Here is a 15,250-nt window from a genome sequence, read left to right on the forward strand (position 1 = left end):
TGGGTCGTGATCTGATGCCGGGTCAGCCGATCGACGTACGGCCGGAGGTGCGGCGGTTGACGTCGTTCGGGCCCGACTTGATGCGGCTCGGGTCCGACCCGGCCTTGACCTCGCGACCGTCGCTCGCGCCACCGCGGTCGGTGTCGCACTTGGTCGGGTCGGTCTTGCGCTTCTGGTATCGCTTGTTGGCCTTGCCGGTCTTCTCGACCTTGTCCTTCAGCCGGTCCTTGTCGGTGTCGGCCTTGGTCGGGTTGGAGCGGGTCTTGCCGATGGTGATCTTGCTGCCGCTACGAGTGATGTAGACGACCTGCTTGATCTTGTAGCCCTTGACCTCGAGGCCGTCCGTGAGGCCGTCCTTGTCGGTGTCGCGCTTGAGCGGGTTCGTCGAGACATGGATCTTCTTCTTCGCCTTGCGGCCGCAGACCTCGAACCGCTCCTTGATGGTCATCCCCTTGAACTCGCGACCGTCGCTGAGCCCGTCGTTGTCGGTGTCCACGTCGTGCGGGTTGGTCCCGATCGCCTTCTCCTTGGCGTCGCTGAGGGCGTCACCATCGGAGTCCTTGGCGCCGAAGTCGTCCTTCGGGTTGTTCACCGGGTTGGTGCCGTTGTTGACCTCCGCACCGTCCGAGGCACCGCCATCGTCGGTGTCCCAGTCCTTCGGGTTGGTCTTGAAGGTCTTGACCTCGGCGCCGTCGGTGAGACCGTCCTTGTCGGTGTCGGCCTTCTTCGGGTCCGTGCCCAGGGCCTGCTCCTCGGCGTCGGTGAGGCCGTCGCCGTCGGTGTCGCCGCTGACGACCTTGTCGTCCACGCTGTGGCCGGCGGTGGCGTTGGTCCCGGCCTCGACCTCGGCGCCGTCGCCCACGCCACCGTCGTCGGTGTCGTAGTCCAGCGGGTTGGTCCTGGTCGTGTGGACCTCGGCGCCGTCGCTGAGGCCGTCGCCGTCGGTGTCGGCCTTGTGGGGGTCGGTGCCGAGCTGCTTCTCCTCGGCGTCGGTGAGGCCGTCGCCGTCGCTGTCACCGGGGACGGGCGAGTCGTCGGCGCCGTGGCCCTTGGTCGGGTTGGTGCCCTGCCACACCTCGGCGCCGTCCGGCACGCCGCCGTTGTCGGTGTCGGGGTCCAACGGGTCGGTGCCGTAGGTGTTGACCTCGGCGCCGTCGACGAGGCCGTCACCGTCCGTGTCCGCCTTCGTGGGGTTGGTCCCGTGGGTGTTGACCTCGGCGCCGTCGTTCAGGCCGTCGCAGTCGGTGTCCGGGTTGCCCGGGTCGGTGCCGATCTGCTTCTCCTGGTCGTCGGTGAGGCCATCACCGTCGCTGTCGGTGGCCCCGCACTCGACGCCACCGGTGGGCGCGAGTGCCCGGACGTGCATCGGGGCCAGGCTCAGGTCGGCCTCAGCCACCGTCACCCCGGCGGGCGCGGGCAGTGAGAGGACCTTGAGCTGCACGCGGATCAGCGCCTGCAGGTCGGCCTGGCCGGTCGCGCCGCTCGACTGCATGGAGGGCGAGAACGCCGTGACGGTGAGGTCGACCAGGGGGTCCAGCGTATCGAGCTCGGGGCCGAGGTCGACCGGCTGGCCGTTGAGCGGGATCGGGATCTGGTTGCCGCCGATGTTGGCGACGATCGTGGGCTTGTCGACGATCGTGGCCGTGCCGGTGGTGCCGTCGGAACGCGCCTCCACGGTCAGTGCACCGGTCACGTCGAGCGTGACGTTGCCGCCGAGCAGGTCGACGTCGCCCACGTGGGTGGTCACCCGCGACACCACGTCGTCACCGGCCGCAGCCGTGTCCACCAGCCTGGTCGTGGCACGCACGTCCGAGGCGCCCACCTTGACGAGCGGGCCAGCGGGAGCCGGCACGGCCCCACCCCCGGTGGCACCGGCCAGCGTGGTGAGCGCGTCGCTGTAGATCCGCTCGCCGTTCGTCGCCGGGACGCATGCCGCGCCCGACCTGTACGCCGCCATCACGTCACCGGTGATCAGGGGCGCCTGTAGCAGCGGGTCGAGGGGAGTGCCCTGCAGGGGCACCAGTGCGCGGGCCGGCGGGTTGGCCGTCGGCGGTGCCGCGACCTGCTCGGAGTCCACGGGCACCGGGACGTTGCCGAGCAGGAGCGAGGCCTCGAGGTTGGCCGAGGAGGCCGTCGCGTTGTTGGCGGTGCGCGTGCTGTCCACGTCAGCGCGGCTGTGGCCAACACCGGCGTCGGCGAGGCTGCCCTGGCCGGCGATGTTCGTCGTGAGCTTGATCAGGTCACCGTGTGCGTCGGCCGAGTATGCCGCGGGCAGCTTGGCCGCCGAGGCCGGTGACACCCCCAGCACCAGGGCCGACAGACCCGGCACGAGTGCCAGAGTCGTGAGTGCGGCCCAGGTGCGCCGGGATGGGAAGTCCCCCATGTGCATTAGCCCTTTCATTGACGGGAGAGGACGACGGATTGTCGTTCCCCCAGAAGTTCGCGTCTGTCTTGACAGCGTCAAGGTATTGGCAAAATGGTCAACGAGGTGGGTAAACGTCCGTTACGGATGGCCCGTCGGTGCGGAGGAGACGCGGCCCGGTTGGACTGGGATCAGTGCGCCCGCGTAGTCTTGAGGATGCGCCAGAGGTCTGCCTGGGTTCCATACGGAGCGGACCCTCGCTCGCTGTCGGCTCCGAGCGGTCCACCAGGTCTGCGGGGCCAGCACTAATGATGGTGAAACAGGGCTTCTGCGCGTGCCCGCACGACTTCTGTCCACCCTAGGAATCCATCTCCTTATGACGAGCACCCTCTCCACTCTTCCGGACTACGACGCGCCCCAGGTGGCCGTCAACGACATCGGGTCCGAAGAGGACTTCCTCGCCGCGATCGACGCGACCATCAAGTACTTCAACGACGGCGACATCGTCGACGGCACCATCGTCAAGGTGGACCGCGACGAGGTCCTGCTCGACATCGGCTACAAGACCGAGGGCGTCATCCCCTCGCGCGAGCTGTCGATCAAGCACGACGTCGACCCCTCCGAGGTCGTCGAGGTCGGCGACAAGGTCGAGGCCCTGGTTCTCCAGAAGGAGGACAAGGAAGGCCGGCTGATCCTCTCCAAGAAGCGCGCCCAGTACGAGCGCGCCTGGGGCACGATCGAGCAGGTCAAGGAGGAGGACGGCGTCGTCGAGGGCACCGTCATCGAGGTCGTCAAGGGCGGCCTGATCCTCGACATCGGCCTCCGCGGCTTCCTCCCCGCCTCCCTGGTGGAGATGCGCCGCGTGCGCGACCTCCAGCCCTACGTCGGCCAGACGCTCGAGGCGAAGATCATCGAGCTCGACAAGAACCGCAACAACGTGGTCCTGTCGCGCCGCGCGTGGCTCGAGCAGACGCAGTCCGAGGTCCGCCACGGCTTCCTCACCCAGCTGCAGAAGGGCCAGATCCGCAAGGGTGTCGTGTCCTCGATCGTCAACTTCGGTGCCTTCGTGGACCTTGGTGGCGTCGACGGCCTGGTGCACGTCTCGGAGCTGTCCTGGAAGCACATCGACCACCCGTCCGAGGTCGTCGCCGTCGGCGACGAGGTCACCGTCGAGGTGCTCGACGTGGACATGGACCGCGAGCGTGTCTCCCTGTCGCTGAAGGCGACGCAGGAGGACCCGTGGCAGCACTTCGCCCGCACCCACCAGATCGGCCAGATCGTGCCGGGCAAGGTCACCAAGCTGGTGCCCTTCGGCTCGTTCGTCCGTGTCGAGGAGGGCATCGAGGGCCTCGTGCACATCTCCGAGCTGGCCGAGCGCCACGTGGAGATCCCCGAGCAGGTCGTCCAGGTCAACGACGACGTCATGGTCAAGATCATCGACATCGACCTCGAGCGTCGCCGGATCTCGCTGTCCCTCAAGCAGGCCAACGAGACGGCCACGGCCAGCGACGTGGAGGAGTTCGACCCGACCCTCTACGGCATGGCTGCGACCTACGACGAGCAGGGCAACTACATCTACCCCGAGGGCTTCGACCCGGAGACCGGCGAGTGGCTCGAGGGATACGACGAGCAGCGCGCCGCCTGGGAGGAGCAGTACGCCAAGGCGCACGCCCGCTGGGAGGCCCACGTCAAGCAGCAGGCCGAGGCCAAGCAGGCCGAGGTCGAGGCCGGCGAGGCCACGTCCTACTCCAGTGGCGACGACGCCGAGGCAGCCCAGACCGGCGGTTCGCTGGCTTCCGACGAGGCGCTGCAGGCGCTGCGCGAGAAGCTCACCGGTGGCGCGAGCTGACGCCCGTCTGATACACGTGACGAAGGCCCCGACCTGACGGTCGGGGCCTTCGCCCGTTTCTGAGGGGGGTGGACCTCAGAGGTTGCGCGGGACGAGGTTGCCCCTGAGGTAGGTGGAGCCGAAGTCGTCGTGGAGGGTGACGTTGGCGGGGCCGGCGAACCGGTCGTGGCGTGCGTAGCGCACGAGCAGGCTGGCGAGTACTGCCAGGACAAGGAGGACGGCTGCGGTGGTCATGGCAGTAATCCTCCGCCTATCGAGATCCGGCCACCAGTGGCAGGAATGACAGCAAGAGTTGATTTCCTGCCATCGGAGGAGGATGCTGGCGCACATGCTCACCAATGTGGCCGCAGTCGTGTTCGACGGAGTGGCTCCCTTCGAGCTCGGGGTGCTGTGTGAGGCCTTCGGGCTCGACCGACGCGACGACGGCGTGCCGTTCCTCGACTTCGCCGTCTGCGGCCCCGAGCCGCTGGTCCGCGTCACGGCCGGCTTCTCGATCAACGTCGAGCACGGTCTCGACCGGCTCGAGGACGCCGACCTCATCGCCGTACCCGCAGTGCCCCGCAACAGGCTGGCTCCCGACCAGGTGATCGGCGCGCTCCGCAAGGCCTACGACCGCGGCGCCAGGATCCTCTCCGTCTGCTCCGGCGCCTTCGCCCTCGGGCAGGCGGGCCTGCTGGACGGCCGGGAGTGCACCACCCACTGGAAGTACACCGACGAGCTCGCCGCCCGGTTCCCGGAGGCGCAGGTGGTGCCGGAGGTGCTCTACGTCGACTCCGGACAGGTCGTGACCAGTGCGGGCACCGCCGCGGGCCTGGACGCCTGCCTGCACATCTGGCGCCAGGAGTACGGCGCCGCCGTGGCCAGCACCGTGGCCCGTCGCATGGTCGTGCCGGCGCACCGCGACGGCGGCCAGGCCCAGTTCATCTCCAAGCCGGTGCCGGCGTGCGAGTCGGAGGCGCTCGCGCCGCTCCTGGACTGGATCACCGCCCACCTGAGCGACGAGCTGACGGTCGAGTCGTTGGCCAAGCAGGTCCACATGTCGCCGCGCACGTTCGCGCGACGCTTCAAGGAGGAGACCGGCAGCACGCCGTACAACTGGATCCTCGCCCAGCGCGTGCGGGTGGCCCAGGAGCTGCTCGAGGCCACCGACCACCCGGTCGAGTGGATCGCCGCCGAGGTCGGGTTCGGGAACGCCGCCACGCTGCGGCACCACTTCGGGCGGGTCCGCGGCGTGAGCCCGCAGCAGTACCGGCGTACGTTTGGCCGCACTGCCTGAGCCGGACCGCCCGAGGGGGATGCCGTGGCCGTCGACATCACCGTGCGCGGGTCGTTCCGCGCCTTCCGCAAGCCGGAGCGGGCCGTCGTCCACCTGGTCGTCGGCCTCGAGGGCGCCGACGCGGCCCACGTCTACCACGGGGTGACCGGCCAGGTCGCGACGGTGACGGCGCTCGTGCGTGAGCTGCACGACCCCGAGCACGGCCCGGTCACCTGGTGGGCGTCCGACCAGCTGCGCACCTGGGCGAGCCGGCCGTGGAACCAGGACGGCAAGCAGCTCCCCCTGGTGCACCACGCGCACGTGGACCTGCAGGTGAAGTTCGCCGAGTTCGGCGCGCTCGGCAGCTGGCTGGGCAAGCTCGCCGAGATCGAGGGAGCGAACGTCCGGCAGATCGAGTGGGCGCTGACCGACGTGCACCGCAGGCAGCTGGTGCGCGAGGTGCGGGCGGCCGCGGTCAAGGACGCGCAGGAGCGGGCCCAGGCGTACGCCGATGCGCTGGGGCTCGGCCCGGTGCGGCTCGCCTCCCTCGCAGACGCGGGCATGCTGGCGCCGGGCCTGCACCCGGTCGGCGGCGAGGAGATGGCGATGGCGCGGGCCATGGCCCCCGGCGACTCCGGAGTGCCGATCTCCTTCGCGCCGGAGGACGTGTCCGTGACTGCGGACGTGGACGCGAGGTTCACCGCCGGCGACCCTACGATGGGGTCGTGACCAGCCAGCCCATCGCCGACCTGTCCGCCGACGACCTCGCCGCGCTGCTCGAGGAGCAGCGCAAGGCCTACGAGGAGCTGAAGGGCCGGGGGCTCAAGCTCGACCTCACCCGGGGCAAGCCGTCGGCGGAGCAGCTCGACCTGTCCGACGAGCTGCTGACCCTGCCGCGCGGGACCAGGGACGCCAGCGGCACCGACGTACGCAACTACGGCGGACTGAGCGGGCTGCAGGAGCTGCGCGAGATGTTCGCCGAGCTGCTCTGGGTCGAGCCCGAGCAGGTCGTGGCCGGCGGCAACTCCAGCCTCACGATGATGCGCGACTGCCTCGTCTACCTGATGCTGTTCGGCGGCGTCGACAGCGAGCGCCCGTGGAACCGCGAGGAGAAGGTCAGGTTCGTCTGCCCGGTGCCGGGCTACGACCGCCACTTCACCCTGCTGGAGTCGCTGGGCATCGAGATGGTGACCGTGCCCTTCAACGAGGACGGCCCCGACGTCGCCGCGGTGAAGGCCCTGGTCGCCGAGGACGCCAGCATCAAGGGCATGTGGGTCGTCCCGACCTATGCCAACCCGACCGGTGCGACGACCAGCCAGGAGGTGGCCGCCGAGCTCGCCGGCATGCCGACCGCGGCGCCGGACTTCAAGATCTTCTGGGACAACGCCTACGCGCTGCACCACCTCACCGAGGAGGAGGCGAAGAGCGCCGACATCCTCACCCTGGCGGCGGCCGCCGGCCACCCGCACCGGCCGATCATGTTCGCGTCGACGTCGAAGATCACCTTTGCCGGCGCCGGCGTCGCCTTCCTGGCTGCTTCCACCAAGACCGTCGCGTGGTACCTCGACCACCTCGGCAAGGGCTCGATCGGCCCGGACAAGATCAACCACCTGCGCCACGTGCAGTTCTTCGGCTCCGCCCAGGGCGTGCGCGACCACATGGTCCGGCACCGCCAGATCATCGCGCCGAAGTTCGAGGAGGTCGACCGCGTCCTCACCGAGCGCCTCGGCGGCCTCGACATCGCGACCTGGAACAAGCCGCAGGGCGGCTACTTCGTCAACCTCGACGTGCTGCCAGGCACGGCCAGCCGCGTCGTCGAGCTCGCCAGGGAGGCCGGCGTCGCGCTGACCCCCGCCGGGTCGTCGTTCCCCTACAAGCGCGACCCGGAGAACACCAACATCCGCCTCGCTCCGACCATGCCTCCGCTGCCTGAGGTCACCGAGGCGATGGAGGCCGTGGCCACGTGCGTGCTGCTCGCCGCCGCGGAGAAGCTGGCGGCCGAGAAGGCCTGAACGTGTCCAGCCAGCCGGACAGTGCCTTCTCCGCCGGGGCCTTCGCCGACGCGACCCCCACCGACCGGCAGGAGTTCACCTACTCCGTCGTCGGCGTGCAGAAGGCCGGCACGTCGACGCTGCAGTGGCTGCTCAACCAACACCCCCAGGTGTGCCGCCCGCCCCGCAAGGAGATGGGCTGGTTCGACGTCGACGAGCAGACGTGGCAGGGCGTCGACCACGCGTCGTACGCCGTGCCGCGCAGGTCGCCGGTCCACCGCGCCATGGGCGACGCGACCCCGCGCTACCTGTTGATGCCCCGGGCTCTGGAGCGGATGCGCGAGCACCGGCCCGGCATGCGGCTCATCGCTGTCTTCCGGGACCCGATCGACCGGCTCGTCTCCCAGTGGGTGATGGTGCGCGCTCGCCAGCCCGACCGGGCGCCGGACTGGCCCGAGATGATCGCCTGGCGGCCAGCGGACTTCCCCCGCGAGATCCCCGAGGAGATGCGGGGCAGGGGGGAGCGGGCCCGGTTCCTGCGGGCCTCGGGCGTGGTCCGCGGCTACTACGGCGGCCAGGTGCAGCACGGGCTGGAGGTCTTCCCGCGTGAGCAGTGGCTGTTCCTGGACTTCGCGACCCTCATCGCCGACCACGGGACCGTGCTCGACACGGTCACCGACCACATCGGGGTGGACCGCTTCGGCACGCATCCGCCGCTGAAGAAGCTGATGGCCGGCACCGACACGATCACCGGCACGCGCCCGACGGCCGAGGACCTGCTGTCACTGGCGCGCACCTTCGAGCCCGAGCTGGCCGGCTTCGGGCGGCTTACCGGGCTCGACGTGGCCCAGTGGACGACCAGCCGCCTGCTCGCCGGGTCGCTGGACCCGGCGGAGCAGGCGGAGAGGTACGCCGCGAAGGCAGGACTGGCGTGAGGCTCAGCGCGGCATCCGGGTGACGACGACCCGGAGGTCCCGGCGCGATGCGCGGCGACCCCGCGACGTACCCTCATCGGCGGCACGTCGGACGAGGAGAGGTGGCACGCAGTGCGGGTGGGCCTGACCGGGGGAGTCGCCTCGGGCAAGAGCACGGTGTCGGCGATCCTGCGCGAGCTCGGTGCCGTCGTCATCGACGCCGACGCCCTGGCGCGCGAGGTGGTCGCGACGGGCACTCCGGGCCTGGCGCGGGTCGTCGAGGAGTTCGGCGAGGGCCTGCTGACCCCCGGCGGCGAGCTCGACCGGCCGGCGATGGGCCGCCTGGTCTTCGGCGACGAGGCAGCCCGCAAGCGCCTCGAGGCGATCGTGCACCCGCTGGTCTTCGAGCGCATCGTCGAGCTCGAGGGGGCCGCCGGCGACCACGACGTCGTGGTCCACGACATCCCGCTGCTCGCGGAGAGCGGGCGGGCCGACACCTTCGACGCGGTCATCGTCGTCGACTCGCCGCGCGAGGTGCAGGTCGATCGGATGGTGCGCGACCGCGGCTGGACCGTGGAGGACGCCGAGTCGCGGATCGCGGCCCAGGCCTCCCGCGAGGACCGGCTCGCGGTCGCGACGCACGTCATCGAGAACACCGGCACCCTCGAGCAGCTGGAGGCTCGCGTGCGCGAGGTCTACGCCGAGCTGGCGGCGCGGGCATGACGCTGGCTCCGGTGAGGACGGCCGTGGCGGCTGCCGCGATGCTCGCGCTCGCCGCCTGCAGCGGGATCCCGGCGACCGCCCCCACGGACGGCTCCGACGTCCGCTCGCCGTCCGGGCAGGCCGGCTCGGCGACGCCGGAGGTCGATCCCGACACCCCGCTCTCGTGGGGCCCGACGGTCGGCGAGCTCGCGCGGGCGCAGGAGCTGGTGGCCGGATGGACGCCGGAGCAGCTCGCCGGCCAGGTCATCGTCGGTCGCTACCACGGCACCGACTCGGCCGGTGCCCGGCAGATGGTGGCGGACCTCCACCTCGCGGGGATGTCGATCACCAGCGGCAACATCGTCGACTCGACCCAGGTCCGTCAGCTGACCCGGGCGATCAGCGAGGCCGTCGCGGCTGGCGGGCGCGACTTCCCCGCCGTGATCGGCGTCGACCAGGAGGGCGGCTACGTCTCCCACCTGCGCGGGATCGCCACCGAGTTCCCGGCCTTCAACGCCGCCGGCGCCGCGATCGAGGCCGACGGCGAGACCGGTCGGCAGGCGGTCCGTGCCGCTGCCCGCGCGACCGGCCTGGAGGTCCGCGACCTCGGCTTCACCTGGGTCTTCGCGCCCGTCGCCGACGTGACGATCGGGGCGGCGGACCCCACCATCGGCACCCGGTCGGCCTCGAGCGACACCGCGGTGGCCGCCAAGGCGACCGCCGCGGCGGTGCGCGGCTACGACGACGCGGGCGTGGTGTCGACGGTGAAGCACTTCCCTGGCCACGGGGCTGCGCTCAGCGACAGCCACGACACCCTGCCCCAGCTCGACTCGACGCTCGCAGAGCTGCGCACCCACGATCTGCCGCCGTTCGAGGCGGCGATCGCCAGCGAGGCGCCCGCGGTGATGCTGAGCCACCTCGACCTCACCCGGCTGGCACCGGGCGTGCCGGCCAGCCTGGCGCCGGAGGTCTACGACGTGCTGCGCGACGAGCTCGGCTTCGAGGGGGTCGCGATCACCGACTCCCTGGGCATGGGTGCCGTCGCCGGCCGTCGCAAGCCGGCCGTGCAGGCCCTCAACGCCGGCGCCGACCTGCTCCTGATGCCGGTCGACACCCGGGTCACCCACGGCATCATCACCGACGCCATCTCCTCCGGGGAGGTGCCCCGTGAGCGCGCCGAGGAGGCCGCCGCCCGCGTCGTGGCCGTGCAGCTGTGGCAGCAGCGGGTCGCCGCCGAGGTGGCCGTGCCCACCGGCGTCACCACGCAGGCGGAGCAGGCCGCCAGCGACCTCCTGGCCGCGGCGTACTGACGAAATGACGCAGCCGCCGGGGCATTGCACCACCGGCGGCTGCGGAGTCGGGACGGGTCAGGCGGCCATGTCGGGGTCGCCCAGCTTGCGCAGCTTCTGCAGGGCCTCCCGCTCGAGCTGGCGGACCCGCTCGGCCGAGATGCCGTGGCGGGCCCCGATGTCGGCGAGCTTGTGCTGGCGGCCGTCGAGCAGGCCGTAGCGCGCCCGGATGATGTCGGCTGCCCGCTCGTCGAGCGAGTCGACGAGCCCGTTGAGCCGCTCGCGCGACTCGGTGTCGAGCACCGTGAGGTCGGGGCTGGGAGACGTCTCCTGGGCCATCAGGTCACCGAGGGAGGTGTCGCCGTCCTCGTCGACCGGGGTGTCGAGCGAGACGTGGTCGCGGCCCCAGGAGAGCAGGTCGAGCACCCGCTCGACGTCCATGTCGAGCTCGTCGGCGATCTCGTGCGGCTCCGGCTCGCGGCCCAGCTGGCGCTCCAGGGTGCGGCGGGCGCCGCCGACCTGGTTGAGCTCCTCGACCACGTGCACGGGGAGGCGTACGACGCGGGCCTGCTGCGCGATGCCGCGCGTGATGGCCTGGCGCACCCACCAGGTCGCGTAGGTCGAGAACTTGTAGCCCTTGGTGTAGTCGAACTTCTCGACCGCACGGATCAGGCCGGTGTTGCCCTCCTGGATCAGGTCGAGCATCGGCATCTGGGACCGGCCGTACTTGCGCGCGATGGAGACCACCAGCCGCAGGTTGGCGGTGATGAACTGGTCGACGGCGCGGCGGCCCGCCTCGGCGAGCCACTCGAGCTCCTCCTCGGTGGCCGACATGGGCGCGCCGCCCTTCTTGCGGCCCACGCGGCCCTCGCGGAGGAGGTGCTCGGCCATCAGGCCCGCCTCGATCGTCTTGGACAGCTCGACCTCGGTCTCGGCGTCGAGGAGGGGAGTGCGCGCGATCTCGTCGAGGTACAGGCCCACGCTGTCCCGGCCCTCGATCTCGCGGGTCGTGGCGCGTGCGCCGGTGCGGCTCCTCGACTGCTGTGCTGTGCTCATCGTCTCCTCCTCCTCGCGCGGGCGAACCCCCACGTCGCCCGTGCTTCGGTGCAACGGCCCGGACGTTCCGGAGATTCCCGGATCCGTGGTGGGCCCTTCACCTCCACAGACGTTCCGGTACCCACCAGAGTTGCCGCAATCGGGAGTTCTCAGGGAGTTCTCAGGGCTCACCCTGACTCGGCCGGCCGAGCAGGACGGCGGCCGTGGGACCATCGGGCCGTGCGCAGCGTGGACCTCAACGCGGACCTCGGCGAGGAGGTCACCGACGACACGGGCCTGCTTGCCGTCGTGACCAGCGCGAACGTGGCGTGCGGCTACCACGCCGGCAACGCCGCGGTGATGCGCGCCGTGTGCGCCGAGGCGGTGGCCCGGCGGGTGACCGTCGGGGCCCAGGTGTCCTACGACGACCGCGAGCACTTCGGCCGAGTGCCCCGCGACGTCGCACCGGACGTGCTCCGGGAGCAGGTCGCCGACCAGGTGGGCACGTTGCGGGAGATCGCCCGCTCGGAGGGGACGGACGTCGCCTACCTGAAGCCGCACGGCGCGCTCTACCACCGGGTGGCCTCGGACCCGGAGCAGGCGGCGGCCGTGCTGGCGGGTTCGGGCGAGCTGCCCGTGCTGGGACTGCCCGGCGCGGTGGTGCTCGACCTGGCCCGCTCGGCCGGCCGGGGCACGCGTCTCGAGGGGTTCCCGGACCGCGCCTACACGGCCGAGGGCGGGCTGGTGCCGCGCACGCAGCCGGGCGCCGTCCTGACCGACGAGTCGGCCATCGTGCGGCAGGCGCTCGCGCTCGCCACCCGCGTCGACTCGGTGTGCGTGCACGGGGACTCACCGGACGCAGTGGTCCACGCCCGCGCCGTACGCCGGGCGCTGGAGGCCGCCGGGCATGCGGTCGTGACCTGCTGGTCCTCCACAGGGTGAGGCCGGGCCTGTGGAGACTGTGACGCGTGCTGTGGAGTGGACCGGAAGATCTGTGGAGCTGCCTGTGGGACCAGGAGAATGTGGCGCGCACCCCTTGCGCCGCCCGGACGCGGGGGCATAGAACTCTCTTCACCGGCACCGCAAGCGGTGCCGGGGATCGACCAGGAAGCACGATCCGCCCGGCGAGCTCGCTCGCCGCGTCGGCCCGGTGACGGGGACGACGGGATCGCAGCACCTGGGCGATGGATCGGACGTCACCAAGCCGGTCAAAGCCGAGGGGCTCCTGGTGCTCATACCACCGGGAGCCCCTCACCCTTTCCGCACCATGCTCCCGCGGGACACGCGCGGTCGACCACGCCGTCCACGTGACGAGCCGGTGTTGGATGGGCCCGTGCACATCACCCAGGTCGGCCCCCGTGCCGCCCTCGTCGAGGTGGCCGACGCCGCCGAGGCCCTGTCGCTCGCCGGCTGGGTGCGGGGCCGGGTGGCGGCCGAGGAGGTCGTGCCGGCAGCGCGCACGGTGCTCCTCGACGGCCTCGGCCCGGGGACCGACCTGGCGGCGCTGCTCGCAGGCTGGTCGCCGGAGGTGCCGGCGCCGCCGGGTCCGTGGGTGACCGTGCCCGTGGTCTACGACGGCCCCGACCTGGAGGCGGTCGCGGCGCACTGGGGGTGCAGCGCCGGCGACGTGGTGGTCCGGCACACCGCCCACGTGTTCGTCTCGGCCTTCTGCGGCTTCTCGCCCGGCTTCGCCTACCTGAGCGGCCTGCCGACCGAGCTCGCGGTGCCCCGGCTGGCGTCCCCGCGGACCCGCGTCGAGGCCGGCTCGGTCGCGCTGGCCGACGCCTGGTGCGGGATCTATCCGACGGCCTCACCGGGCGGCTGGCAGGTGATCGGGCGCACGGACCTGACCCTGTGGGATCCGACGAGGGAGCAGCCGGCCCTGCTGGCGCCCGGCACGCGCGTGCGCTTCGTGGAGGCGTCGTGACCCTGGTCGTGCTCGACCCGGGCGCCCTGACGACCGTGCAGGACCGCGGCCGTCGAGGCTGGGCGCACCTGGGCGTCCCGCGGGCGGGCGCGCTCGACGCGGACGCAGCGGCCCTGGCCAACCGGCTGGTCGGCAACGAGCCCGACGCCGCGCTGCTCGAGACCACGCTCACCGGCGTGCGGGTGAGGCTCGAGGAGGCGCGCACGCTGGCGGTCACCGGCGCGGAGTGCGACGTCGTGGTCGGCGGCCGGTCCTGTGCCTTCGCCGAGCCCGTGTCGGTGCGGGCAGGTGCCGAGGTGCAGATAGGGCCGGCACGGCGAGGCGTCAGGTCCTACCTCGCCGTCTCCGGCGGCCTCGCGGTGGCACCCGTCCTCGGGTCTCGCTCCACCGACACGCTCGCCTGGGTCGGCCCACCCCTCCCGCAGGCCGGCGACAAGCTGCCGCTCGGCCCGGTCGCGGGCCCGCCGCGCGCCGCCGACGTCGTCGTACGGCGTCCCCGAGAGGCGGTGCTGCGCCTGCACCGCGGGCCCCGGGCCGACTGGGTGACGTCGCAGGCCTGGGACGCGCTCGACGGCGCGGCGTACACCGTCGGTGCGGACTCCAACCGGATCGGGCTGCGGCTGGAGGGGCGGGCCGTCGAGCGGGTCGAGCGCGGTGAGCTGGCGAGCGAGGGGGTCGTGCTCGGCGCCGTGCAGCTGCCGCCGAGCGGCCAGCCGGTCGTGTTCCTGCACGACCACCCGGTCACGGGCGGCTACCCGGTCATCGCGGTGGTGGATCCGGACGACCTCGGCGTGTGCGCCCAGCTCCGGCCGGGGGAGGAGGTCGCGCTGAGGGCGCTGGGCGACCGCAGGAGGAGCCATGGGTAGGGCCCGCACCCTCGCCCAGGTATACCGACACTTCGGTGAGGTCGATGCGGCCGGGACCTCGCCGCTGTACGAACGCGTCGCCGTCGCCCTGAGTGAGTCCGACGAGGCTCTGCGCGCCATCGAGGCGGCCCCGGCGCGCAAGCGGCACCCCACGGTGGTCCTGGCCGCGCTGCACGACCTCGCCCTCGCCGGACGTGCCCCGGCGCTGGCCGCCGCCTATGCCGCGGCGGACGGCGACGCTGCCGCTGGCGCGGCGATCGACACGCTGCTGCGCATGACCGACTCGGTCGTCGCCATCGCCGCGCGCCGGCGGACACGGACCGACGTGACCGGACGCTGCGCCGTGCTCTACCCGGCCGTTGCCGAGGCCGCGCGCCGGGTGGGCGCGGATGCGGTGGGACTGATCGACGTGGGCTGCGGGGCCGGGCTCAACCTCAATGTCGATCGCGTCGGCCTCACGTACAGCAACGGACAGTCGCTGGGCGATCCCTCATCCCCCGTGCAGCAGTCCTCGTCGATCGTGGGAGACCGGCCGGTCCCGGCGGGGGAGATGCCCGCGGTCGCAGCCCGGGTCGGCGTCGACCTCGAGCCGCTCGACGTGACCGATGCGGATGACGCCCGATGGTTGCGCGCCTGCCAGTGGCCGGACCAGCCGGAACAGGTCGCGAGGCTCGAGGCGGAGATGGCGTTGGCGGCGGTGGACCCCCCTCTGCTGCTGCGAGGCGACGCCGTCGAGGTGCTGCCCGACGCCTTCGCCCGCGTGCCCGCGGACGCCCTGCCTGTCGTCACCACGACGTGGGCGCTGTCGCACTTCCCGCTCGAGAGCCGCCTGCGCTTCCTGCACCGCCTCGACGAAGCCGCAGCCGGCCGGGCGGTGGCGTGGGTGTCGGCGGAGGGGGTCGGCGTCGCGCCGGTGATACCGACACTCGGCGATCGCCGGGCCTCCGGCCACAGCATCATCGGCCTGGCGGTGTTCGACGGGTCGGCCCTGCGAGCCGAGGCCGTCGGCCGCTGCTGGTCGTGGGGTCGCCTGCTGGCCTGGCTGGCAGATCCCTGACGG

Annotated in this window: 14 protein-coding genes; 11 read left to right on the plus strand and 3 right to left on the minus strand. The window is 72.0% G+C overall.

The window, feature by feature from the left end:
* Window positions 1-22: 22 nt before the first annotated feature.
* Window positions 23-2,383: a binary toxin-like calcium binding domain-containing protein gene (locus DDE18_RS04895; protein ID WP_133241161.1), complete on the minus strand. Its 2,361-nt coding sequence runs from the start codon at window positions 2,381-2,383 to the stop codon at window positions 23-25.
* A gap of 355 nt (window positions 2,384-2,738) precedes the next feature.
* On the opposite strand from DDE18_RS04895, the gene rpsA reads away from it, so the two are divergent.
* On the plus strand, window positions 2,739-4,211 hold the full coding sequence (rpsA, locus tag DDE18_RS04900) for a 30S ribosomal protein S1 (protein ID WP_116571140.1): 1,473 nt from the start codon (window positions 2,739-2,741) through the stop codon (window positions 4,209-4,211).
* Window positions 4,212-4,286: 75 nt separating this feature from the next.
* Here rpsA and DDE18_RS22830 read toward each other — a convergent pair whose 3' ends face one another.
* Window positions 4,287-4,445, minus strand: coding sequence for a hypothetical protein (locus DDE18_RS22830; protein ID WP_165821041.1), 159 nt, complete (start codon window positions 4,443-4,445; stop codon window positions 4,287-4,289).
* Window positions 4,446-4,539: 94 nt separating this feature from the next.
* Here DDE18_RS22830 and DDE18_RS04905 point away from each other — a divergent pair, with 94 nt between their 5' ends.
* The 6 genes from DDE18_RS04905 to DDE18_RS04930 all read left to right on the plus strand — a co-directional run bounded on the left by DDE18_RS04905 (window position 4,540) and on the right by DDE18_RS04930 (window position 10,383).
* A complete protein-coding gene (locus tag DDE18_RS04905; protein WP_116571495.1) occupies window positions 4,540-5,487 on the plus strand; it encodes a helix-turn-helix domain-containing protein in 948 nt (315 codons plus the stop codon).
* A gap of 24 nt (window positions 5,488-5,511) precedes the next feature.
* On the plus strand, window positions 5,512-6,195 hold the full coding sequence (locus DDE18_RS04910; RefSeq protein ID WP_116571141.1) for an SIMPL domain-containing protein: 684 nt from the start codon (window positions 5,512-5,514) through the stop codon (window positions 6,193-6,195).
* On the plus strand, window positions 6,192-7,478 hold the full coding sequence (locus DDE18_RS04915; RefSeq protein WP_116571142.1) for an aspartate aminotransferase type Ic: 1,287 nt from the start codon (window positions 6,192-6,194) through the stop codon (window positions 7,476-7,478). Before DDE18_RS04910 ends, DDE18_RS04915 begins: the two co-directional genes overlap by 4 nt.
* A 2-nt stretch (window positions 7,479-7,480) precedes the next feature.
* The gene (locus DDE18_RS04920) at window positions 7,481-8,392 is read left to right on the plus strand and encodes a sulfotransferase domain-containing protein (protein ID WP_165821042.1); all 912 of its coding nucleotides are present in this window, start codon (window positions 7,481-7,483) and stop codon (window positions 8,390-8,392) included.
* 111 nt (window positions 8,393-8,503) lie between these two features.
* A complete protein-coding gene (gene coaE / locus DDE18_RS04925; RefSeq protein ID WP_116571144.1) occupies window positions 8,504-9,094 on the plus strand; it encodes a dephospho-CoA kinase in 591 nt (196 codons plus the stop codon).
* An 11-nt stretch (window positions 9,095-9,105) separates the two neighbouring features.
* Window positions 9,106-10,383 (plus strand): glycoside hydrolase family 3 N-terminal domain-containing protein, encoded by a 1,278-nt coding sequence (locus DDE18_RS04930; protein WP_245916452.1) that lies wholly within the window; start codon window positions 9,106-9,108, stop codon window positions 10,381-10,383.
* Between the two features lie 57 nt (window positions 10,384-10,440).
* Here the strand turns inward: DDE18_RS04930 and DDE18_RS04935 are convergent, their stop codons facing one another.
* Window positions 10,441-11,418, minus strand: coding sequence for a sigma-70 family RNA polymerase sigma factor (locus DDE18_RS04935; RefSeq protein ID WP_116571146.1), 978 nt, complete (start codon window positions 11,416-11,418; stop codon window positions 10,441-10,443).
* Between the two features lie 219 nt (window positions 11,419-11,637).
* On the opposite strand from DDE18_RS04935, the gene DDE18_RS04940 reads away from it, so the two are divergent.
* From DDE18_RS04940 to DDE18_RS04955, 4 genes are all read left to right on the plus strand, one after another.
* Window positions 11,638-12,339 carry a 5-oxoprolinase subunit PxpA gene (locus tag DDE18_RS04940; RefSeq protein WP_116571147.1) on the plus strand — a complete coding sequence of 234 codons (702 nt, stop codon included), beginning with the start codon at window positions 11,638-11,640 and terminating at the stop codon, window positions 12,337-12,339.
* Window positions 12,340-12,730: 391 nt separating this feature from the next.
* Complete coding sequence (locus tag DDE18_RS04945; protein ID WP_245916453.1) at window positions 12,731-13,324, plus strand: 5-oxoprolinase subunit B family protein; 594 nt, start codon at window positions 12,731-12,733, stop codon at window positions 13,322-13,324.
* Window positions 13,321-14,190, plus strand: a complete 870-nt coding sequence (locus DDE18_RS04950; RefSeq protein ID WP_116571149.1) for a 5-oxoprolinase subunit C family protein — start codon at window positions 13,321-13,323, stop codon at window positions 14,188-14,190. The genes DDE18_RS04945 and DDE18_RS04950 overlap by 4 nt, the downstream gene beginning before the upstream one ends.
* Window positions 14,183-15,247 carry a DUF2332 domain-containing protein gene (locus tag DDE18_RS04955; protein ID WP_116571150.1) on the plus strand — a complete coding sequence of 355 codons (1,065 nt, stop codon included), beginning with the start codon at window positions 14,183-14,185 and terminating at the stop codon, window positions 15,245-15,247. The genes DDE18_RS04950 and DDE18_RS04955 overlap by 8 nt, the downstream gene beginning before the upstream one ends.
* Window positions 15,248-15,250: the final 3 nt, after the last annotated feature.

Origin of the sequence: Nocardioides gansuensis (assembly GCF_003076135.1) — a bacterium.
Taxonomy (GTDB): domain Bacteria; phylum Actinomycetota; class Actinomycetes; order Propionibacteriales; family Nocardioidaceae; genus Nocardioides; species Nocardioides gansuensis.